Below are 20,477 nucleotides of genomic sequence, written 5' to 3'. Positions count from 1 at the left end.
CTGGTTCAAACCGAGATCGTCGAGCAGCTTGGCGAAGAGTTTGCGGTCTTCGGCGAGTTCGATGCTCTTCGGCGAGGTGCCGATGATGCGGACGCCGTTTTCTTCGAGGCCTTTGGCGAGGTTGAGCGGCGTCTGGCCGCCGAACTGGACGATGACGCCGAGCACCTGGTCGTTGCGGTTTTCGCGCTCGTAGATGTTGAGCACGTCTTCGAGGGTCAAAGGCTCAAAGTAGAGTTTATCGGAGGTGTCGTAGTCGGTGGAGACGGTCTCGGGGTTGGAATTGACCATGATGGTCTCAAAGCCGAGCTCGCGCAGGGCGAAGCTGGCATGGACGCAGCAGTAGTCGAACTCGATGCCCTGGCCGATGCGGTTCGGGCCGCCGCCGAGGATGATGACCTTTTTCTTGTCGCCATCGCGCACCTCGTCCTCGATGCCGTAGGTGCTGTAGTAGTAAGGCGTGTAAGCCTCGAACTCCGCCGCGCAGGTGTCCACAAGGCGGTAGGTGGGGATGATGCCACAGATTTTTCTAACTTTGCGGATTTCAGACGGCGTGCAGGGGCCGAGGCTTTTAGCAATCTGAACATCCGAGAACCCAAGTTTTTTCGCACGTTTGAGCATGCTAACGAGCTTAAAGTAAGGATGCCCTTCGCTATCCAACGCTCCACCCTTCGTCATCGTGGCCAGAGAATGAGCTAACGTATTGGCACTAATTCCCCAGTCAGGATTGTCGTCGTGTGCAAGATGCCGATCTGCCATTGAAGAAGACTCAGTCACAATCTCCTCAATCTGCCGCAAGAACCACCGGTCAATCTTGGTCAGCGCAAACACCTTCTCCACGTCCCAGCCCTTCGCGAAGGCCGCGCCGAGCCAGAAGATGCGTTCGGCGTTTGGCACGCTGAGCTTGGTTTCGAGCTCCTCGTCTTCGATCTGCTTGTCCGCGCCGTCGCCGATGAGGCCGAAGCGCTTGATCTCCAGGCCGCGCAGGGCCTTTTGCAGGCTCTCCTTGAACGTGCGGCCGATGGCCATGACCTCGCCGACGGATTTCATCTGCGTGGTGAGCACTTCGTTCGCGCCGGGGAACTTCTCGAAGGTGAAACGCGGGATCTTCGTCACCACGTAGTCGATGGTCGGCTCAAAGGCGGCCGGCGTGTGACGCGTGATGTCATTTTTGAGCTCATCGAGCGTGTAACCGACCGCGAGCTTCGCGGCGATCTTCGCAATCGGAAAGCCGGTGGCCTTCGAAGCGAGCGCTGAGCTGCGGCTCACACGCGGATTCATCTCGATGACGATCATGCGGCCCGTGTCCGGATGCACGGCGAACTGGATGTTTGACCCGCCCGTCTCCACGCCGATCTCGCGGATGCACGCGAAGGAGAAGTCGCGCATGATTTGATACTCGCGATCCGTCAGCGTCTGGATCGGTGCCACGGTGATCGAGTCGCCGGTGTGCACGCCCATGGGGTCGAGGTTCTCGATGGAGCAGATGATGACGCAGTTGTCCGCCTTGTCGCGAATGACCTCCATCTCGAACTCCTTCCACCCGAGCAACGACTCCTCGATGAGCACCTCGCTCACCGGCGAGAGATCGAGGCCGCGTGCTGTGATCGATTCAAACTCCTCGCGGTTGTAAGCGATGCCGCCGCCGGTGCCGCCGAGCGTGTAGGCCGGGCGGATGATGAGCGGCATGGTGCCGATCTCGTCGGCGATCTTGCGCGCCTCATCCATCGTGTGCGCCACGCCGGATTGCGGCAGGTCGAGGCCGATCTTGAGCATGGCTTCCTTGAACTTGAGGCGGTCCTCGCCCTTCTCGATGGCCTCGGCGTTCGCGCCGATCATGCGCACGCCATGCTTCGTCAGCGTGCCGGAGTTCCATAGCGACATGGCGCAGTTCAGCGCCGTCTGGCCGCCGAGCGTGGGCAGCAGCGCGTCGGGCTTTTCGGCGATGATGATCTTCTCGACGATCTCGGGATTGATCGGCTCGATGTAGGTGCGGTCCGCGAACTCCGGGTCCGTCATGATGGTGGCCGGATTGGAATTGATGAGCACCACCTGGTAGCCTTCCTCGCGCAGGGCCTTGCAGGCCTGGACGCCGGAGTAGTCGAACTCACAGCCCTGGCCGATGACGATGGGGCCGGAACCGATGACGAGAATGCGTTTGATGGAGGTGTCTTTGGGCATGGGGGTAGAAAATGACGAAACCAGAATGAGGAATGACGAATGTCGGAGGGAAAGCGTATGATTTAGGCGCTTTCGGGACCGGCTCGGTGAGGAGTTGCGCGTATGCGGGGCCGGAAAGCGCGGCATCTTGCACAGTCGATGCGGTGCGTCAAATGCAGGGGTTGATTTGATGGCATTCCTTCTGGAAAATCGGCTCAATCCCCGAAAAAAATGCCCGCCACGACTCTCGCGCTCGGATTCGGCCACCTGCCGCAGGATCGCGCCAAAACCACGCTGCTCGACGTGCATCTGCACCTGGATCATCCCGCCACACCGATCTCGCTCGGAGAACGCTCCGGACCGCAGTCGATCGGGAATGGTTTCACCCTGCGCCAGGCCACGGAATCGAGGTGGGAGCCTCACTTGCGCGCCTGCGGCTGTGAGTGGCTGCTGCTGGTGGCCACCGAAGAACGGCTGCGCGGGCGTGTCTTCACCCCGGAGGAGATTTTGGCCCGCCGTCCGGCCTCTGCCCCAGTTTCTCCTCCGCCTGCATCTTCGCCGGTGAAAGAGCCGCCAGCCGGAGCGCTGGAAAGAATCCGGCAGGCCCTCGCAGCCCAGGATTTTGAGGCGATCGAAGGTCTGCGGGATGTTTTAACCCCTGGCCTCGTTGCCCAAATCGCCGCCGAATGGCGCTCCGAACTCTCCTGGGGCGTGAAGGACGCCTACGCGGCGCTTTTGATGGATCAGACGGACCCCTGCGTGCGCCCGATCTTTCAGGATGCTCTGCGCTCTCCCACGGTCGAATCCCGCGCTTACGCCGTGTGCGTGCTGACACAGGATTTCAGCCGGTTTGACGCCATGCTGGTCCGTGGAGGACTCGACGAGGCCCAAGTGAATGCGCAGGTGGCGGCGCTCAGTTCACCGAAACCTTGACGCCGATCTCCTTGTAGGCGGCGGTGATGTCCTGGGCGATTTGTGAATAGGTGCGCTCGCCGAGCAGGATGGGCAGGTGTTTGAAGGGGGCCGTTTCCTGCTTCATGTCCGGCGGCGGGAAGCTGGTGGGATACTGGAAGCGTCCGTCGGGGAAGCGTTTCACGCGGGGATCGCGGAAGAAGGCCCGCAGGGCCTCCACCTCGCCATAAACGGCGTCCATGAACTTGATGAAGCGCGTGCCTTTCTTGTCGCCGTCGAGATGGCAGAAGTAATAGACGAGCAAGGCGGAGCGGAAGTAGAGCTGGCCCATGTTTTTGTTCGAGGTGTCGGCGATGCCGTGCCACGCGTCGTTGTTCATGGTCATGTGCGTCTCCAGGTTGCCGATGTCCACGGCATAGCCGCGTTTCTGCATCTCCTGGATGTGGTCGCGGATGCTGGTCTTGTGGGCCTCGGCGCGGAATTTGCCCGCGTTGTAGGGCAGCATTTCGGTGTATTCGGCGGTGCCTTCGACCACCCAGGTGGGCAGGAAGCGCAGGTAGTCGTCCATCACCTGATGGGTGATCTCGTGGATGAGGGTGCCGCCGTCGTAGTCGGCGTCCTTGGCGTAGGTTTTGCCGAGCATCTTGAGACCGATGCTCTGAAAAGGGACGCGGAAGACCTTGTCCCCGCCCATGTAAACGCCGCCGGAGTTCGGCGGGCCACCAGCGGCGACATAGTCGTTCCGCGTCTCGTAGAGAGCGGCCTGGTAGCGCTCAAAGCCCTCCGGCGGGCGGCAGACGACGCCCCAGGGAAGGGATGCGACGAGGGTTTTGGTGGCCTCAAAGGTGCGGGCGACCTCCTTCATCACGCTGCCGGCCAGTTTCGCCTGCGAGGTGAACTCGAAGCCCTCCGAGCGATAGACGCACTTCCGTGCGACAGGGTTTTCCTCGACCACCTCGATTTCGATCGACTTCGTGGGCACGACGACGTTTTCGGGCCAGGTGCGCTTCTCAATGGGCAGACGGTCAGGCGACGCAGGCGCAGTCGCTGCCGCAGCGGGAGCTGTTTTGGCTGCCGGAGCCGTCGGAGCGGCCGCCTTGCCTCGCACAAAGGCCTGATCGTCAGCGCTGAGCCTGACGAGGGCGATCTGGTGCTCCTTTCCGTCCGCCATGCGGACGGTGACACTGTCCGGCGTGGCGCTGACGAACGCGGCCTGGATGATGCGGCCCTGCGTGTCCTTCCACGGCCGGAAATCGCCATCCTGTCCGGCGGCGTGGACGGCGGCGAGCACGATGAAGAGGCAGGGGAGGGACTTCATGGACGGGGTGAATATCATGTCGCCGGAAATTAGGCAAGACGGCTGTGCATTTCATGGCAGAATGCCCAAGCGCCTGGGTCTGCCTGTCTGACAGGTGGTGCAGCGTGCTTCTGCTCCGATTTCCGATGGTCCCCGCTTCCCCCAGCACACCACACGCTCTTCTTCACGTCTTCAACCGCTACCTCCAGCACGGCGGCGAGGAGTTGATCGTGGACAAGATCCATGCCGACCTCTCCACCCGGCACGACATGACCTGGTGCCGGTTTGAAAGCGCTGAATGGGCCGGGCCGGACGCGCCTTCCGCCCTGAAACAGGCGGCCCGCATGTTTTACAACGCGGACGCACGGCACCGGTTCGAATCCGGCCTGCACACCAGCGGCGCGGGCGCGGCGGTGTTTCACAACATTCATCCCGTCGGCTCTCCATCGCTGTATCAGGCCGCTCTGCGGCGGAAGCTGCCGGTGGTGCAGTTCCTGCACAACTGGCGGCCTTTCTCCGTGGGCGGTGCGCTGTATGCGAATGGCAAGCTGACACCTGACGGCCTGTATGGCGGCCATTTGGAGGAGGTCCTGGCCGGCACATGGCAGGACTCCGCGCTGAAGAGCGCGGTCTTCGCCGTGCTGCTGAAGGCTTTGCGTGCCAGCGGATGGATGAACAGCGTGAAGGCGTGGATCACTCCCTCCGCTTTCATGAAGGAGAAACTGGTGGCTGCCGGGGCGCTGCCGGAGTCGCGCGTGCATGTGCTGCGGCATTCATGGAACCCGCAGGCGCAATTGCCGCCCTCGGAAGACGCTGGCTATTATCTGTTTCTCGGCCGCCTGACGGAAACGAAGGGCGTGATCCCGCTGCTGGACGCCTGGGATGCGCTGCGGGCGCAGCTTGGGCAGAAAACGCCGCTGCTGCACATCGCGGGCGATGGCCCGCTGGCCAACGCGGTGCAGATGCGTGTGCGCACGAATCCGTACATCGGCTTTCTCGGCCAGATCGGCGGGGAGACGAAACGGGAGGCGGTGCGGCGCTGTCGCGCGATGATCGTGCCCTCCACCTGGTGGGAGCCGCTCGGTCTCGTGGTTTACGAGGCGTATGATTACTCAAAGCCTGTGCTGGCCGCCAGAACCGGCGGCCTGGCGGAGATCGTGCGGCACGGTGTCACCGGCCTGCAGCACGAGCCCGGCGATGTGGCGAACCTCGTGCGTGACGTGCTCGAGCTGGAGGCCACGCCGCCCACCAGCCGGCTGGTGCTTGGTCGTGCAGGGCGTGACTGGCTGCTCGCCAACGCGGACACACAGAACTGGCTGCAGCAGTTCGAGGAGATTCTTGCTTCCGCAGTGCACTCGTAGGCTGGGTGCGGAGCGTCAGAACGCGTCAGTCTCACGCAATATCGATGCGGCTATGGCCTGATGCCATTCTCACGCCTTCCGGACAGGCTGACAGCCAACCGCCTTTTTCTGCCCCTTTGTTTCTGTCGGCCTGCGTTTGCCGGGAGGGGCTCGCGGCGAATCCCAGCCTCAATGCATGATCGTCACGCGACCGCCGACCTGGGCATGCTCGAAAATCGTCTCCGCCATGTGACGTGGCAGGCGGATGCAGCCGTGGGAGGCCGGGGAGCCGGGGTTCGGGATCGGGCCGGCATGCATGCCGACGCCGTAGCCGGTGATTCGCATCCAGTAAGGCATGGGAGCGCCGACGTAGTGGCAGCCGGCGGGAACCCGTGACACACCTGCGGTCGCGTTGCTGTTCACGACGTTGCCATTTCTGTCCACGATCATGCCGTAGCGGTTGGAGCGCTTGTTCGCGATTTTTTCCATGATGCGGAAGGTGCCCGTAGGCGTCGCGAACCCGCTCCGGCCCGTCGCGACGTAGGTCCAGCCGACATTCTGGCCGTTTTTGAAGAGATAAGCCTTCTGCTCGCTCAGATCGATGTTCACGCTGAGCGGCCCGGGGGTGCCGCTGCCGTGCCAGACATACATCGGTGACTGCGAGGCCGTTGTTGGCATTACCAACAGCGGGCGTCTGACCACCTCATAGCGGGAGGTGAGCAAAGGCAGGCGCGGCAACTCACACTGGCAGAGCAACGAAACACCAGCGACGGCGGTAAGGAGACGGAGGGTATTCATTCGGAGAAAGTTTCCGAAGTTTTGAAGCACATCCCACGCCTACGCAACCGAGCAGCTAGAGCCATTAGTCATGTTTCCATTTCACTGGCTTCGCTGATTCCAATAAATCTTGAGATTCTTGCTGCGACGGCCCGCTGCAATCACCTCCAGTTTGCGATCACCGTCCAAATCCGCGCACACGGCGTCCTCGCAGGCCATGCCGCCATCGTCGATGAAGGCGTTTTGCCAGCCATTGCCGTCCTCCTTGGTCGTCCAGAACAGTTTCACGGCCACCTTGCCGATCTTCTGCTGCGCACGCCAGCCGACCACGATCTGGCGGTTGTTCAAACCGAGAAGGTCATGCGTGGCGATGGCGTGGCCGTCCACGAGCTCGCTCGTGAGGATGTGGCGCTGCCAGGTGCCGTTTTTCGGGCCGTCCGGAGGCGGGGTGTAGAGCACCAGTTTGTCGCCATGCATCGGCTCAATGGTCACCACATAGGGCTGTCCGCCCGCGAAGGCGCCATAGCGCACCTCGCCCGCGCCTTGCAACTCTGGATTGTCCTTCGGATGCTTCGCGATCCACTGCTCCTTCCAGCCATTGTCGGTGGGATCCAGGCGCACCACGCCTTCGCGGCCGCACAGCAGCAGGCTTTCCGCCTCGCCGGCGGGAGCGGGGATGATGTCGAGGTTGTGCGTCTTGTGCATCGTGCCCTGCACCAGCGTGGTGTTCCATTCCTTGCGCGGATCATCCGGCATGTGGTAGGCCAGCACGCGCACGCCGTCTCCTTCGCCATTCTTGTCATTGCCACGGCCGTGGAGCGGCACCACGACGAGATCATAACGTCCGCCACGATTGCGCACCCACTTCATGCGGTGCGTCACCGGCTCGTGCGTGAGCTTCACCGGCTCCCATTTTTGCGTGCGATCCGCCGGCGGGATCATATAGAACACCGCGCCGCTGCCCACGGTGTCGCCGGGGTTCCATTCCGCCCCCACGGCGATCTCGCACTTGCCATCGCCATTGATGTCGCGGGCCGCGATGCACACGTGATCCTTTTCGGTGAGCTTTTCGGCGATGACGTGCTTCGTCCACGTCGGGTTCTCATACCAGACGATCACATTGCTGTCGGCCAGCAGGATGTCCGTGCGTTGGTCGCCATTCACGTCCGCCACGGCCAGCCCGTAGCCAATGCCGACCGCGTCATCGATCTGCTGGGCTTTGAAATCAGGCATCTGCGCCTGCAGACCGGCGGCGATGGCGAAAAACGCGACAAAGGAAGGGAGTTTCATGGGTGGGAGGAGAAGGGGGCGATACCAACGCGGCACCCGTTCAAGGCCTTGCCGCCGCTGCAGCGGCGGCACAGGTCAAACCGGTGTCACGAGCGGTCAGACTACCGTTTCCGGTTCCCGGAGGTCAATCACCCTGTCGGCAAAAAAGGGCACACTCCTCACTTCGTCACCACTGCGGCGATCTCGTCCCAAAGTTTGTCGATCTCCTTCGGGCCGTGCGAGGGTCTGCCTGCTTTGGAGAACCAGTAGTCGGCGTTCCACTGGTCGCCCTCGATCACATGCAGCAGCGCGTGAATCCACGAGCCCATCTTCGTGTGGATGTCCTGCGCGATGTTGTGCGCGGCGTCCCAGGAGCCGTTTTTGATCTGCCACAGGGCCTGCGCCTCGGGCGTGAGCGAGGAAGGGTCTTTGAGGGCGATCAGGTCGGCGGGAGACATGGCGCAATGACGAGGTGGGAGGTCGAAGGACGAACGAATGACGAAGCCATCCGGCATCCGGCATTCGTCATTCGGCTTTCGTCCATCCGGCGCAGCCGGTCAGTCTTCCGGCAACGGACGGTCTTTGGTTTCCGGCAGGAAGATCAAAGCGATGAGGCCGAGGACAAAGATCAGGCTCATCCAGGTGCCAGCGCTGCGGAAGGCGGCCAGTTCGGCGGCGGCTTCAGCAGCTTTGCGCGCGGCTTCCTCCGGAATCGCGGGAAGAACGGCCTTGGCGTCTTTCGCCAGATTGGACGCAAGCACTCCGAGAGTGATCGGACCGCTGGCAGCGATGAAACGGCCCACGTTGTAACAGAAACTGGTGCCGGTGCTGCGCAGGCGTGTGGGGAACAATTCCGGCAGATAGATGGCGAAGCCGGCGAAGAGCGAGAGCTGGCAGAAGCCCATCACGAAGCTCATCCAGATGTCAGAGGTGGTCTTGAAGTTCTGATAGAAGAGCACCGTGGAAGCCATGGCGGCGATGAAAGCCACGGCGAATACCGGCTTGCGGCCGAAGCGGGAGGCGGCCTTGCTGAAGGCGATCATGCCGAAGAAGGCGCCGATGTTCTGCACGATGAGATTCGCGGCGGCCCACCACTGTTTCGCCGGACCCACCTGCTCTGGCGGGAGATTTTGTGCGGCGAGCGAAGCGGCGATGGCCGGGGCGGTCAGTTTGTTGCTGAAGAAGCCGATGCCCCAAAGGCCGATGACTGCGGAAACGCACAGCAGCATGCCGAAGAGCGCCGGTTTGCGCCAGCGTGCGTCGCCAAAGAGGCTGAGGTAGGAACCCATGGCCTTTGATTTGTCCGTCTGGCTGGCCGCCTTGGCTGCGACCCACTTTTCGGGCTCCTTCAGGCGGATCATGATGAAAATGCACAGGAAGGCGGGGGCTGAGCCGATCCAGAAGAGGTACTTCCAGGAAACAGTGGGGTCGATGTTCGACACAGCCATGGCGCAGAGCCCGGCGGTGACGTTTCCAACGGCAGAGAGCGCTTGCAGCATGCCGAGCGCCTTTGCACGGGCCGTGTCAGGCAGGGAATCAGCCACCAAGGCCACGGCGAGGCCGAACACACCACCGACGCCGAGGCCGGTGAGAGCGCGGTAGATCATGAACTGTTCCGCGTTGGCAGCGAAGGAGGACAGACCGGTGAAAACCGAGTAGATGAGCACGGTGAAGGCGAGCGTCTTCGCACGGCCAATGCGGTCTCCCACCGCACCAAAAATCAGGCCGCCGGTGGCCCAACCAGCCACGAACACCGCCATCGCCATGCCGCTAAGTTTTGCCTGGTCGCCCGCCGGGTCGAGCGCTTTGAGCGCATTGTCACGAGCGAGGATGAAGAGCTGCTGATCGAGGCAGTCAAAGCACCACGCGGCGGAGGCGACAAAGAAGACGAACCAGTGGTAAGCGTTGAGTTGCTTGTACCAGGGCAGGGAGGCGTCGGGAGAGGTCGGGGTGCTCATGAGAAGCGCGGATGTTGAATGACTCGGAGGAAGATGACAATCGCGAAATCGCGGGAATCATGCCGCCACATGGCCCACGGTTCTTTCAAGGTGATCGGCATCGGCGCGGAGACGCGCGACGAGTTTTTCATCGTGCCGGAATTCTCCGCGGATGAGCGTGTGGCGGAGGCCGCCGCACATGCGGAGGATCGTGGCGGTCCGGTGGCCACGGCGCTGGCCGTTTTGCAGGCGCATGTCCACGATTGCATCCTTGTGGATGGTGAACCGGCGCGGGCGGTGATCCTGGTCCGCCAGCGGGACGGGGCGCGTCAGATCGTTTTCATGCCCGCGACGTCACCGGAACCGGTTTTTGACCCGCGCTGTCTTGATGGCGCCCGTTTGCTGCACATCAACGGCCGTCATGAAAACACCTGTCGTGACGCGATTCGCGCCGCGCAGGCGCAAAACGTCGAAATCTCCTTCGATGGCGGCGCGGGACGGTTCCGCGAGTCGATCCGCGATCTGTTCGAGGCCAGTCACCTCCGCATCGTGTCGCGTGATTTCGCGGAAAAGGCCTCCGGGAGGAGCGAACGGGCCGAAATGGCCGCGATCCTGCTCAAATCACCCGCGAGATTGCTCGTGATCACCGAAGGGACAGCCGGAAGCCATGTGTGGACGCCTGAGGGCGTTCATTTTCACCAGCCTGCGTTCAAAGCGGAGCCGCTGGTGGACACCACGGGCTGCGGGGATGTGTTTCACGGCGCGTTCCTGCACGGCTGGATCTCCCGCTGGCCGCTGGAGCGCTGCGCGGAGCATGCGGCATGGCTGGCGGCAAAAAATGCGGAAGGACTTGGCGGAAGGCACGTCTTAAAATCCGGCTGGCCACGATGAACCTTGAACTTTCACCTCCAAAACGTAAAGAACCGCATGCGCCGAAACGCAGCTTTTTTCCTTCCGCTTTCTCTCGCATTCATTGTCGTGGCCTGCGCCACCTATGACGGCTCGCGCATCTCCCGCTGGGAATCGCAGTTCTTTCCAGTGCCACCGGGGGCCATGACGCCGGACCAGCTCCTGGCCGAGACACGTGTGAAACTGGATCTGATCCCGTCCGGAACGGTCGGCCGCCGCTACTACCGGCGGATGACGCCGCGCTACATCACGATCCACAGCACCCAGAACTACACTGGGAATGCCTACCAGCACGCGCTGGCCTTGAAGCGCGGAGCGCTGCGTGCACCGCGGCGCAAAGGCGGCAACCGCATCGGCTTTCTCACCTGGCATTTCACCGTGCAGGACAATGTGGCCATCCAGCACCTGCCATGCCGCGAGCAGGGCGAGCATGCCGACTTCGACGGGCCGGGAAACAACTACAGCATCGGCATCGAGATGTGCGAGCACAGCGGGAACAACCTCGGCCAGACGATCGACCGCACGGCGCGTCTCGCGGCCTATCTGATGCGTGCTTACAACATCCCGCTCGATCACGTCGTGCCGCATTATCATTGGCCGCGGAAGGGGCTGAATCCGGCGCACAAGGACTGCCCGCACTTCCTCCTGGAGAACGGCAGACCCGGCCACACGTGGCGCTGGTTCCTCAACCGGGTCAACTTCCACCACAGCCGCATGCTTCCGGGCCAGGCGACACCTTTGGGATGAGCATGAAGCGTGCGCTGATCCAGATCGTGGCCGCGTGGGCCTTCGCGGCGGCCGTGCAGGGTCAAACGGATGCCGCCTGGCCGGAGAAGCCGGTGCCGAGCACGACCGAGCGCGTCGCCGTCTTCAGCGACAAGCGCATCAAGGAAAGCTCCGGCCTTTGCCGCAGCGGCCGCCATGCTGGCATCTTCTGGACGCTGAATGACTCCGGCGGCGAGCCCTGTGTGTTTGCCATCGACCACAAAGGCGCCACCCGCGCGAAGGTGCGCGTGCGTGATGCCGCGAACTTCGACTGGGAAGACCTCGCTCTGGGCAAGGACGAGGCCGGCAGTCCGCTTCTGTTCGTCGCGGACATCGGCGACAACTTTCACATGCGCGCCTCCATCCAGGTTTACGAGATCCCCGAGCCTGAAATCGTCGCTGCCGGCAAACCGGTCGATGAGACCAGCAGCAGCGTTCCGAAGATCTGGCGCGCGAATTATCCTGACGGCAAACACAACGCCGAAAGCCTGCTGGTGCATCCACAGACCGGCCGTCTGCACATCCTGACCAAGAGTGATGATGGCAGGTGCGCGCTGTATGCCTTTCCTGAAAAGCTGGAGGCGGACAAAAGCATGACGCTCATCAAGATCATCGATCTGCGGTTCCCGGCCGTGGTGCGTGTGGGCAAGCGGCCGCATGACAACTGCATGACCACCAGTGCCTGTTTCTCGCCTGACGGCCTGCGCATGGTCGTGTCCACTTACAGCAGTCTGTACGAATGGGAGCTGCCGCAAGGGGTGCTGCTGGAGAAGGCGTTGAGCTCACCGCCCGTGCGCGTCGAGCCGGAACTGTATCCGCAGGTGGAGGGTGTGTGCTATGACGCGGACAGCCGGACGATCTGGTTCACCAGCGAGCGTCTGCCGACGCCGCTGGTGCGTGTCACGCGTTGATGAAACGCGCGTAACCCTGTGTCGTGAAAGCCGTTTCACCTTTTACAAACAAGTAATTCGTCCGCGTGGAAGTTACTTCTTGATTCGATGTTTCGTTGCCGCAGCGTTGCCGCAATGACTACCAGGCCAAAGACGGAATATCGGCTCTGCATTCTTGATTGCGTCAGCGGGAAGCGGGCAGTGGTGAACAAGACGCCCTTCGTGGTGGGCTCGAATGCCGCCGCGGATTTTCGACTCGATCCGCAGTCGTGCCCGCCCGTGCTGTGCATCATCACCACCAACGGCGGCGTTCATGATGTGCGGTTCAACGCGAGCTCGAAAGCCATCATCGATGGTGTCGCCGCGGACTCGTTCAGCTCGCGTCCGGGGCAGGAGCACTCGTTCGTGTGCCACGGCCAGATGCTGGCCTTCAGACACATGGATGACGCCGCCCAATCCTGGCAGGAGACTGCCGTCGCTCCCGCCTGGAACATCTACGACCGCAACACGCTGCTTTGGAACGGCCCCTTCGACACGCGTGGCGTGCGCTCGTATGTGAATGCGATGACGGAGGACGACTGGTCACGCCTCGTGCTGCTGCCGTCCGGGCTCGATGAGATGGGATTCTTCATGCGTGATGCGAAGGAGGCTCTCGATCTCGAACCGCAGGATGGCGGAGGCGACGGTCACGGAGGACTGCTGCCGTCGCTGCATGAATCGCAGGCCATCAACAGCGAGTATGGCGAGTTCACCTGCCCGGTGTGCTGGTTCAAGTTCGACCGGGGCGACGTCATGAACATCGCCGTGCATGCAAGTTTGCGTGGTGATCCGTTGCTGGGCGAGAATCACATGCAGCGCTTCCATGCCACGCGCTTCAATGACCGCGGCCAGGCGCTCGATGCCATGGGCGTGGCCGCAGGCGATCTCGCCTGCCCGCACTGCCGGCGCAAGCTTCCCACCGGCTTCCTCGATCTGCCGCATCACGTGTTCTCGATCGTCGGCGCTCCATCATCCGGGAAGTCTTACTACCTCAGCGTGCTGGTGAAGGTGCTGCAAAACTCGTTGTTCCAGAAGTTCGGCATCACCTTCCGCGACGCCGATCCTTCCGACAACGTCATCCTCACGCAGATGAAGTCGCAGTTGTTCTCCGCGTCCACGCCGCAGGAGGCCTTCCTGGCGAAGACCGAGCTCGAAGGCGCTCTTTACGAGACCCTGCCGCGCCAGGGCCGGAAAGTGCGGCTGCCGAAGCCGTTCATCTTCCGGCTTTCGCATCCGCAGGCGCCGGACAGCGGCTTCTCCGTCGTGTTTTACGACAATGCGGGCGAACATTTCGAGCCGACGAGCAACAGCGCCGACTCACCCGGCGCGCAGCACATCGCGGTGGCCTCCGGCATCTTTTTCCTCTTCGATCCGCTGCACAACACGGAGTTCCGCCGCCGGCTGAACGATGTGAAGGACCCGCAGCTCAACAGCCACCGCCTGGATCATCAGGATGTGATCCTGGCGGAGACGGAGGTGCGCATCAAAAGCCTCCTCGGGCTCGACTCGCGTGAGCGTGTGGCCACGCCGCTCGCCGTCATGGTCGGAAAATGCGACACCTGGAGCTTGATGCTCGGCAGGGAGCCGCTGCTGCCCGCCACGGTCGATGGCACGGTGTCGCAGGCCAACATTGCCGCGAATTCCAAACGCATCCGCAGCCTCCTGCTCGAAGTCTGCCCCGCCATCGTGGCGAACGCGGAGGTCATCTCCTCGAATGTGTGCTATTTCGCCGTCAGCCCGCTCGGTTGCTCGCCGGTCGAGTTCAAGGACGGTGAAGGTCATGTGCGAATCGGCCCTGATCCGAAGAAAATCGATCCTCGCCATGTCGATGCGCCCACGTTATGGGTTCTGTCGCAAATCTCCCCGGATATTGTGCCATGTGAACCCACGACCTGATCTTCGATGGCCTGGCAGCTCATCTACACCAGTGCTCCCCGCCTGCTGGAGGCAGGACGGACAGGATTTGGCACGGTGGCCCGGCATCGGGCGGTGAGCGGCCTGCTGGCCACCACGATCGAGCGCTTCAGCCAGTTCGCACGGCTGCCCGGTCATGACCCGCGCCGGATCGTTTACACGCACCGCATCGTCACCCTCGGCAGCCAGCAGCATCATGTCCTCTCCTGCCTCCGGGATGCGGGCTCGGACTACACCGGCCGGACGAATCACATCGCGCATCATGTCATCGCGGAGACGCGGGAAGTCCGCGCGTTGGCCGCCGCCGGCGTCACGCCGGCGGACCTCTTGATGGCGCTGCCCTGGCGCACCTCGTGGACGGAGCCGCCGCGCTTTCTCGAAGCCGCCGAGGAGATCGATCTCACGGCCTTCACCGCGCAAAGTTCCGCCGCCTGGCGGCAGATCACTGGCAATGGCGACGATGCGCGCGTGCTTTCACCCGCAGTGGCAAAACGGGGCTGCTACATCGTCATTCCGCCTGCGGTGGATGCCCGCGCGCTGTTTCGCGAGTCCTTGCATGCGATGATGCCGCAGGCCTGGCAGACGACTTTCACCACTCATCTCGAATCGAGTGACGACGTGGCGGATTTCCGCTGGATAGGCCTCGCTGCGGAGTCGCCGATGTTTTCGCAGGCGGAGACTTCGGCGCGTGAATTCTTCGATCTGCGGCATCCAGACTCGCTTCCCGAGCCACCGCCGCCGTTGAGTCAAAAAAACGGGCTGAACGAGCCTCTGGCCGAGGTTTCCGTTCCAACCGCAGGCAGGCCGGAAACACCCTCCCGGGCCGGATCTGCGCCCAGATCGCGAACGGTCATCGCCACGGCGGCTGACGAGCATGAATCGCCGCCACCGGGCGGTTCCAGTTTTCCGTGGCTGAAGGTGCTCCTCATCGCCGCACTCGTGATCGGCGCAGGCGGCGGTTTGTTTCGGCAGATCAACAAGCGTCAGCAGCATTCCGAGGGAAAAGCACGCCTGGAACGACGGATCGCCGATTTGTGGCGCACCCATCACCTCAAACTGGAAGACACGCGGCAGTGGCTGACGCGGCAGCTTTCCACCACGCCGGATGCGGAGGCATGGATCGCCGCGCATGAGGCCTGCATCACGCAGATCCGCCGCAGTCTGTCGAATCCGGCGCAGGCGCAGACCGTGGACGCGCCGGACCGCATGCAGGATGACTGGAGCGATCTGCTGAACTCCCACGCCGAGTGGCTGCGCAGACGGGCGGCCGTGAAAATGCCGGGGGACTGGCATGTGCGCGAGCCGGCGGACGCGCGTGCTGTGTTGAACCGTTGGGCCGATGAAAAAAACGCCTGGCAGCGCTTTGCGGAGCATTTCACCCGTGAGCCGGCGGTGGATCACTCCGAGTTCCAGCAGCTCAAGGAGCGCGTGCATGAGGCGCTCCATGGCGACCGGTGTCCGCAGGGAACGGCGGGAGAGTGGCAGCGTCTGCTGGTTGAATTGGGTGAAGACACGCCGCCGCAGTGGCTCGCGGCCTGGATGAAACTCGAATCGATGGGTAACGATGGGCCTCCTGCAGGCTTTGAGACGATAATGCTTTCACTGGCCCGACAACCTGCCACTCCCGTGTGGTTTCAGACGCTGCTGCGTGAAAAGCAGCGCGCCTGGGCCGCCGACGCGGCGCAAAACAAGCCGCAGGAGGCCATGCGGCCGCAGGAGACGGTGCGGCGGGCGGCTCCGGCGGCGGCAGATGCGGATGCGCTGGCCGCGACGCATCTCATTCACGTCCTGGCCATCCGGGAAGACACGGTGTGGGAGTCCGCGCTCACCCGTCTGCCGGGATTGCCCGTTGAAGACGGCATGACACTGCAGTTTGGCGCTGTGACCGCCCGTGCGGCCGGGCTGGGCGATGAATGGCGGCTGATCGGCAACGCTTTCCGCCAGTCCGTCGGCGCGAGTGAAAAAATCGTGTTTGAAGGAGGGCGGCTGACGCAGCTTCCCACGCGGAAGGAGGGCTGCCGTCTGATCGCACGCGGCGGGGCGGAAGGCCGCGTGCTGTTTGACCTGCGCATCGTCACACCGTCCTCGAAGGCGCAGGAGTTGGTGCGCTTTGACCAGGTGCCCGAGGTTCCGCTGGTGGTGGCCGGTGAGCAGTTGCGCGTGGACGAGATCGGCCGCGTGATCCGCCGCCTCCGGCTGGTGGACGCCCCCACGCCGCAGTTCCAGCTCCGCTGCGAGGAAACATCCGGCGCGGCGCCCGCCTACTCACTTCAGATCGATGGCGAGCGCGTCAGCGTGTTCTCCGCCAGCCTGCCGTCCGCCGCGATGATCGAACTGCGCATGCTGGAGGCCGGCGCGACCGAGCTGAACACTGGCATCCTTAAAGATCGCGAGTTCATCCAGACACTGAGCCCCAGGATGGCGGACCGTCAGCAGCGTGTGGCCGCGCTCATGGCCGCGATCGCGGACAAGGAAGTGAAGCTGGCTGTGATCGCTGACAAAATACAGGCCCTGCGCAGGCAGTCGCCCACGACTCCGCCTCCGGCCGGCCCCTGTCTTCTCATGGAGATGACAGGCCTGGTCCGCGGCCTTTGCCGAATCAACATCACCCGCAGCAAGCCGTGAAAAACGTCCTCCAAACCGTCCAAGCCGTGCGTTCCCAGTTGGAGAGCGGCAGTCCGAACGCGTCGGCGGAACGCGTGGCGGAGGATTACGCCCGGTTCTGCGCCGACGCGGTGCAGCGGCTCGACGCGGCGGCCGCGATGCTGGAGAAGGGCAGCGATTACCAGGCGCTGCAAGTGGCCGAGCAGGAGCCCGCGCTGCTCGATCTCGTCGCCGCGTTGAGTTTCGGCGGTGAAAGGCCCTGGCAGGATTTTTGCGAGGAGCACGGGCTGGCCGTGGCACCGCGACTGAACGCGAAGACGGTGCACGCGCTAGACGCGCTCTACACGAAGGGCATCACGGCGAATCATCCGCTGTACAAGGATTTCCGCGCCGCGGCGCTCTCCCGCGACGATGCGAAGTCGGTGCAGATCCTGCACACGATCCTGAAGCTCAATCCGGCCGATGAGAACGCGAAGAAGGAGCTGCAGCGTCTGGACAACAAGCAGTTCCAGGAAAAGGCCGACCAGCTTCGTGAGGCGCTGAAGACTGATGACGAGGAACGCATCTCCTGCCTCACGGAGGCGCTCACGGCGCTCGGCTCCGCTGACAGGCTGCAACGTTGCGACGCCTATTCCGCCGGACAAACGGTCCGCCGCGCCTGGCGGAAACGGCAGGCGGAACAACGTCTGCCTGAGCTGCTGGATGAGATGGCCGCGCGGCAGAACGACGGCGACTGGCCGGCCGTGGGTGAGAATCTGGAAACCTGGGACGTGCTGGTGCATGAGCACGCGATCGAGGCGCCGGATCACGAGTCGCGGCGGCTGCTGGAGGAGGCGCGGCAGTTTTTTGCCCGTGAGAGCAGCGCGGACCTGGAGCGCCGCAGCTTTGACAAGTCGGTGCGTGATTGTGATGCCGCGCTCGATGAGGTGGAGATGCAGCTTCATGCCGGTGGCGGGCTGTCGTATGAGGAAGCGGCTGAAATCGACCGCTCCCTGATGCGGCGGTGGAAGGGCATCGAATCCCATCGCTCTCCTCCGCCGCCGGAACTGGCGAAGCGCATGCAATCCGCTGCACAGTCGCTCCGCAACCGCCTGGCGGGCATGCGGCGTGCACGGCGGTTGCGGCGTCTGACCGCCGCCACGGCCATCGCGGCGGCGCTGGCCTGCGTGACAGCGGTCATTCTCCATGGATGGAAGGCGCACGTCGTCTCTGAGGAACTCGCCGGCTATCGCATACGCAAGCTCTGCGTGCCGGCGGAGGACATGATCCGCAGGCTGGCCGATGCGGACGACTGGCTGACACGCTGGCCGTATCTGCAATCGACCATCGAGGAAGTCGGCGCCTGGACACGCCAGGAACGCGACATCGAAAAGCAGGCGCGTGAGGCGCTTCATGCGCTGGAGTCCAGTTTCACCGGCGAGACGAGCCGCCTGGCTCCGGCTCAGCTCGTGGCGCAACTGGAGGACGCGGAGACGATGGTGCGCTCGCTGCCGGAGGATCTTGCCGGAGGGCCTTCAAACCAGATCATGGCGCTCCGGACCCGCATTGACCTCCATCTGGCCCGTGCGGCCAGAGAAACGGCCGCGCAGGTGGCGGAGGCCTTGATGGACGTGGAGCCAATGACCGCCTCGGGCTTGTCTTTCGAGCTTCCTGTCGCCAAAACGGCGGAGAACGTCACGCAGATCAGCCGCAAACTGGCCCCGCTGGAGCTGGCGCTCAAACCGGAGGTCGATGCGCTCAAGATTCCCTTCGAACTGGAGACGCGCATCCTCGCGGTGCGGCAGCAGGTGGAGCAGTTCCAGGACGAGCTGACAAAATTCAGCCAGATCCGGGCGCAGACGGCCGAAGCCGCCGCTTTGCCGACCTATCGCGAAGCCTTGGAGCGCTGGAAGGAAGTCCGCTTTGCCGAGGCGGCGGTCGCGACGAAGGCGCTGGCCATTCTGCCGACGGAGCAGTCATTCCTGGCCGCCCTGCTGACGAACGGCAGCGAAACACAGCTCAAGGCGGTCATGGAGGATCTCTCCGGTCCGCGCATGCTGCCACCGCAGGCTCTGGAGCAGGATGTGAAGGTGCTGCTGGCGCTGCGTGATGATCCTTACCTGAACGAGGTGTGGGAGAACCGCGTGGCGGACTATTCGCGTGGCGGCGGGGAATCCGTGTGGTGGTCCTTCGGTCCGCTGACGCGCGGCACCATCGGTGACAATGTCCGCTGGTCCGGCCGTTTCTTCGTGCCGGAAAGAAGCACCACAGCCGTGAGCTTTGTGAAACGTGACATTGTGCGTGTGGCGGCATCGAACGGCGGCTTCATGGGCATGGACGTGCTCGATTCGAAGCCCAGCACGACCTCCGCCTTTCTCCAGGCTCTCAAGCTGAACCGCATGACGGATGCGGATGGAGCGCGTTTCCGCATCTCGTTGCTGGAGCTGTTCGAGATGATCGTTCACGACCAGGTGGCCAGCCCGGTGGCGAAGGCCTGCGTGATGCAGCGGCTCGAAAACATCCTCCGCCGTCGTGAAACGGCCTGGGGGCTGCATTTCTGCCCGTCGCTGGACGCGGATCTGCGTGAGATGAACCAGATCGTGGATGATCTGGCGCTGCAGAGCGAGGACTGGCTGCTGCCAGCGATGCGTGAGAAGCTGGGTGCGCCGCTGGCCGCCTTCTTCCAGCGCTGCCAGTCGCGTGCCTACTTCCGTGAGGCGGCCGCCCGGCGGGCGGTGCTGCACAGTGCCGCCACCGTGGGCCTGCGCTACGGCGGCTATGTGGAAGTCGATCAATCGCTCGTGCTGAACAACGCCGCCCGTGCTGCCGGTGAGCTCTGGACGCTGACGGCGGATGGCGGCGGGCCGCTCCTGCTGTCGGAAGCCGGATCTGAAAAAAGCGGGGCTGGCCGGGCAAAGGGTGCTGGAGCCCTGCCGCTGAGCCCGGTGTTTTACCTGCCGGTGGACCGCGGGCGGCTGCTGAGCCAGTATCAGACCGAAATGGCCAAGACCGACGCCGCAGGCCGCCGTCTCCCTTCCGCACCCTTCATCACGCCCTGACATGAGTGACAGCACCCAGTTCCAGCTTCAGTGGCGCGGCAGCAAAAAAGGGCCGCTTGATCTCGCCGCCATCAAGGAGGCGCTGAAATCCGGCGACATTCATTCCATGCATCAAATCGAGGTGGATGGCGAATGGCAGACGCTGCGTGATTTCCTCGAAGCCGAATACCTGCGTGACAAAGCCGCGGCCCGTGAAGCCTCCAAGATCGCGAAATGGCCGGATCCGCAACGCCGGGAAAACTCGCGTCCTCCCATTCCCATGCCCCTCCGCCGCGGTGCCCGGCCGCTGGAGGACGTGATTCCGAAGTATCAACGCGTCAGCGGCTCGGTCTTGCGGCGTTCACGCCGTTCCAGCAGCCTGCCGACGGTGGATGGACTGAATGACAGCGGCGCTGCCACGGTCGATGAGCGCGATGACATCCCGCGGTCGCATTCGCAGGGCGGCTCAGGTGCCGGTGCGCTGGAGTGGCGGCACGTCGGCATGGCGCTGCTCCTGCTCGCAAGCATCGTTGCCGCCGGGTTCGGCAGTTTCGCCATCGTGAAGGTTCTCACGACGCCCGCCGTTCATGGCCGCTCAGCTTCCGGGCGGTGAGGCTTTCCGTGGTCCCGCTGCAATACGGGCCGATTCC

Annotated in this window: 15 protein-coding genes; 9 read left to right on the top strand and 6 right to left on the bottom strand. The window is 63.3% G+C overall.

The features are described 5' to 3' along the window. The coding region (gene carB, locus IAE77_RS07945; protein ID WP_294224391.1) for a carbamoyl-phosphate synthase large subunit at positions 1-2,178 on the bottom strand (2,178 nt) is incomplete at its 3' end. Positions 2,179-2,388: 210 nt separating this feature from the next. Between carB and IAE77_RS07940 the strand changes: the two genes are divergently transcribed. Then, positions 2,389-3,090, top strand: a complete 702-nt coding sequence (locus IAE77_RS07940) for a hypothetical protein (protein WP_294224388.1) — start codon at positions 2,389-2,391, stop codon at positions 3,088-3,090. On the opposite strand, the gene IAE77_RS07935 is transcribed toward IAE77_RS07940, so the two are convergent. Further along, positions 3,071-4,387, bottom strand: a complete 1,317-nt coding sequence (locus IAE77_RS07935; RefSeq protein ID WP_294224385.1) for a hypothetical protein — start codon at positions 4,385-4,387, stop codon at positions 3,071-3,073. The genes IAE77_RS07940 and IAE77_RS07935 overlap by 20 nt on opposite strands. Before the next feature lie 125 nt (positions 4,388-4,512). Here IAE77_RS07935 and IAE77_RS07930 point away from each other — a divergent pair, with 125 nt between their 5' ends. Continuing rightward, a complete protein-coding gene (locus IAE77_RS07930; protein ID WP_294224382.1) occupies positions 4,513-5,727 on the top strand; it encodes a glycosyltransferase family 4 protein in 1,215 nt (404 codons plus the stop codon). A 168-nt stretch (positions 5,728-5,895) separates the two neighbouring features. Here the strand turns inward: IAE77_RS07930 and IAE77_RS07925 are convergent, their stop codons facing one another. The 4 genes from IAE77_RS07925 to IAE77_RS07910 form a co-directional block, all read right to left on the bottom strand. Continuing rightward, positions 5,896-6,504: a L,D-transpeptidase gene (locus IAE77_RS07925; RefSeq protein ID WP_294224380.1), complete on the bottom strand. Its 609-nt coding sequence runs from the start codon at positions 6,502-6,504 to the stop codon at positions 5,896-5,898. Positions 6,505-6,585: 81 nt separating this feature from the next. Continuing rightward, positions 6,586-7,773, bottom strand: coding sequence for an FG-GAP and VCBS repeat-containing protein (locus tag IAE77_RS07920; RefSeq protein WP_294224378.1), 1,188 nt, complete (start codon positions 7,771-7,773; stop codon positions 6,586-6,588). 158 nt (positions 7,774-7,931) lie between these two features. Further along, positions 7,932-8,210, bottom strand: coding sequence for a hypothetical protein (locus tag IAE77_RS07915; RefSeq protein ID WP_294224375.1), 279 nt, complete (start codon positions 8,208-8,210; stop codon positions 7,932-7,934). A 99-nt stretch (positions 8,211-8,309) separates the two neighbouring features. Continuing rightward, positions 8,310-9,710 (bottom strand): MFS transporter, encoded by a 1,401-nt coding sequence (locus IAE77_RS07910; protein WP_294224372.1) that lies wholly within the window; start codon positions 9,708-9,710, stop codon positions 8,310-8,312. Between the two features lie 69 nt (positions 9,711-9,779). Here IAE77_RS07910 and IAE77_RS07905 point away from each other — a divergent pair, with 69 nt between their 5' ends. The 7 genes from IAE77_RS07905 to IAE77_RS07875 all read left to right on the top strand — a co-directional run bounded on the left by IAE77_RS07905 (position 9,780) and on the right by IAE77_RS07875 (position 20,440). Beyond that, entirely contained in the window at positions 9,780-10,580 is an 801-nt protein-coding gene (locus IAE77_RS07905; RefSeq protein ID WP_294224369.1) for a carbohydrate kinase family protein, read from the top strand. Positions 10,581-10,667: 87 nt separating this feature from the next. After that, positions 10,668-11,345, top strand: coding sequence for an N-acetylmuramoyl-L-alanine amidase (locus tag IAE77_RS07900; RefSeq protein ID WP_294224362.1), 678 nt, complete (start codon positions 10,668-10,670; stop codon positions 11,343-11,345). A 2-nt stretch (positions 11,346-11,347) separates the two neighbouring features. Beyond that, the gene (locus tag IAE77_RS07895; protein WP_294224360.1) at positions 11,348-12,274 is read left to right on the top strand and encodes a hypothetical protein; all 927 of its coding nucleotides are present in this window, start codon (positions 11,348-11,350) and stop codon (positions 12,272-12,274) included. 114 nt (positions 12,275-12,388) lie between these two features. Then, positions 12,389-14,188, top strand: a complete 1,800-nt coding sequence (locus tag IAE77_RS07890) for a hypothetical protein (RefSeq protein ID WP_294224358.1) — start codon at positions 12,389-12,391, stop codon at positions 14,186-14,188. Between the two features lie 6 nt (positions 14,189-14,194). Further along, positions 14,195-16,831: a hypothetical protein gene (locus IAE77_RS07885; RefSeq protein ID WP_294224355.1), complete on the top strand. Its 2,637-nt coding sequence runs from the start codon at positions 14,195-14,197 to the stop codon at positions 16,829-16,831. Then, entirely contained in the window at positions 16,828-19,848 is a 3,021-nt protein-coding gene (locus IAE77_RS07880; RefSeq protein WP_294224352.1) for a hypothetical protein, read from the top strand. The genes IAE77_RS07885 and IAE77_RS07880 overlap by 4 nt, the downstream gene beginning before the upstream one ends. Position 19,849: 1 nt before the next feature. Beyond that, on the top strand, positions 19,850-20,440 hold the full coding sequence (locus tag IAE77_RS07875; protein ID WP_294224349.1) for a hypothetical protein: 591 nt from the start codon (positions 19,850-19,852) through the stop codon (positions 20,438-20,440). Positions 20,441-20,477: the final 37 nt, after the last annotated feature.

It is taken from the genome of Prosthecobacter sp. (genome assembly GCF_014879935.1).
Classification (GTDB): domain Bacteria; phylum Verrucomicrobiota; class Verrucomicrobiia; order Verrucomicrobiales; family Verrucomicrobiaceae; genus Prosthecobacter.
Note: the sequence above shows the minus strand (reverse complement) of the source record. Positions and strands in the feature narration are given on the sequence as shown.

Excerpts from the sequence above, each read along its gene's own strand:
- IAE77_RS07940 (WP_294224388.1), top strand. The coding sequence starts at position 2,389 with ATGCCCGCCACGACTCTCGCGCTCGGATTCGGCCACCTGCCGCAGGAT.
- IAE77_RS07935 (WP_294224385.1), bottom strand. The coding sequence starts at position 4,387 with ATGAAGTCCCTCCCCTGCCTCTTCATCGTGCTCGCCGCCGTCCACGCC.
- IAE77_RS07930 (WP_294224382.1), top strand. The coding sequence starts at position 4,513 with ATGGTCCCCGCTTCCCCCAGCACACCACACGCTCTTCTTCACGTCTTC.
- IAE77_RS07925 (WP_294224380.1), bottom strand. The coding sequence starts at position 6,504 with ATGAATACCCTCCGTCTCCTTACCGCCGTCGCTGGTGTTTCGTTGCTC.
- IAE77_RS07920 (WP_294224378.1), bottom strand. The coding sequence starts at position 7,773 with ATGAAACTCCCTTCCTTTGTCGCGTTTTTCGCCATCGCCGCCGGTCTG.
- IAE77_RS07915 (WP_294224375.1), bottom strand. The coding sequence starts at position 8,210 with ATGTCTCCCGCCGACCTGATCGCCCTCAAAGACCCTTCCTCGCTCACG.
- IAE77_RS07910 (WP_294224372.1), bottom strand. The coding sequence starts at position 9,710 with ATGAGCACCCCGACCTCTCCCGACGCCTCCCTGCCCTGGTACAAGCAA.
- IAE77_RS07905 (WP_294224369.1), top strand. The coding sequence starts at position 9,780 with ATGGCCCACGGTTCTTTCAAGGTGATCGGCATCGGCGCGGAGACGCGC.
- IAE77_RS07895 (WP_294224360.1), top strand. The coding sequence starts at position 11,348 with ATGAAGCGTGCGCTGATCCAGATCGTGGCCGCGTGGGCCTTCGCGGCG.
- IAE77_RS07890 (WP_294224358.1), top strand. The coding sequence starts at position 12,389 with ATGACTACCAGGCCAAAGACGGAATATCGGCTCTGCATTCTTGATTGC.
- IAE77_RS07885 (WP_294224355.1), top strand. The coding sequence starts at position 14,195 with ATGGCCTGGCAGCTCATCTACACCAGTGCTCCCCGCCTGCTGGAGGCA.
- IAE77_RS07875 (WP_294224349.1), top strand. The coding sequence starts at position 19,850 with ATGAGTGACAGCACCCAGTTCCAGCTTCAGTGGCGCGGCAGCAAAAAA.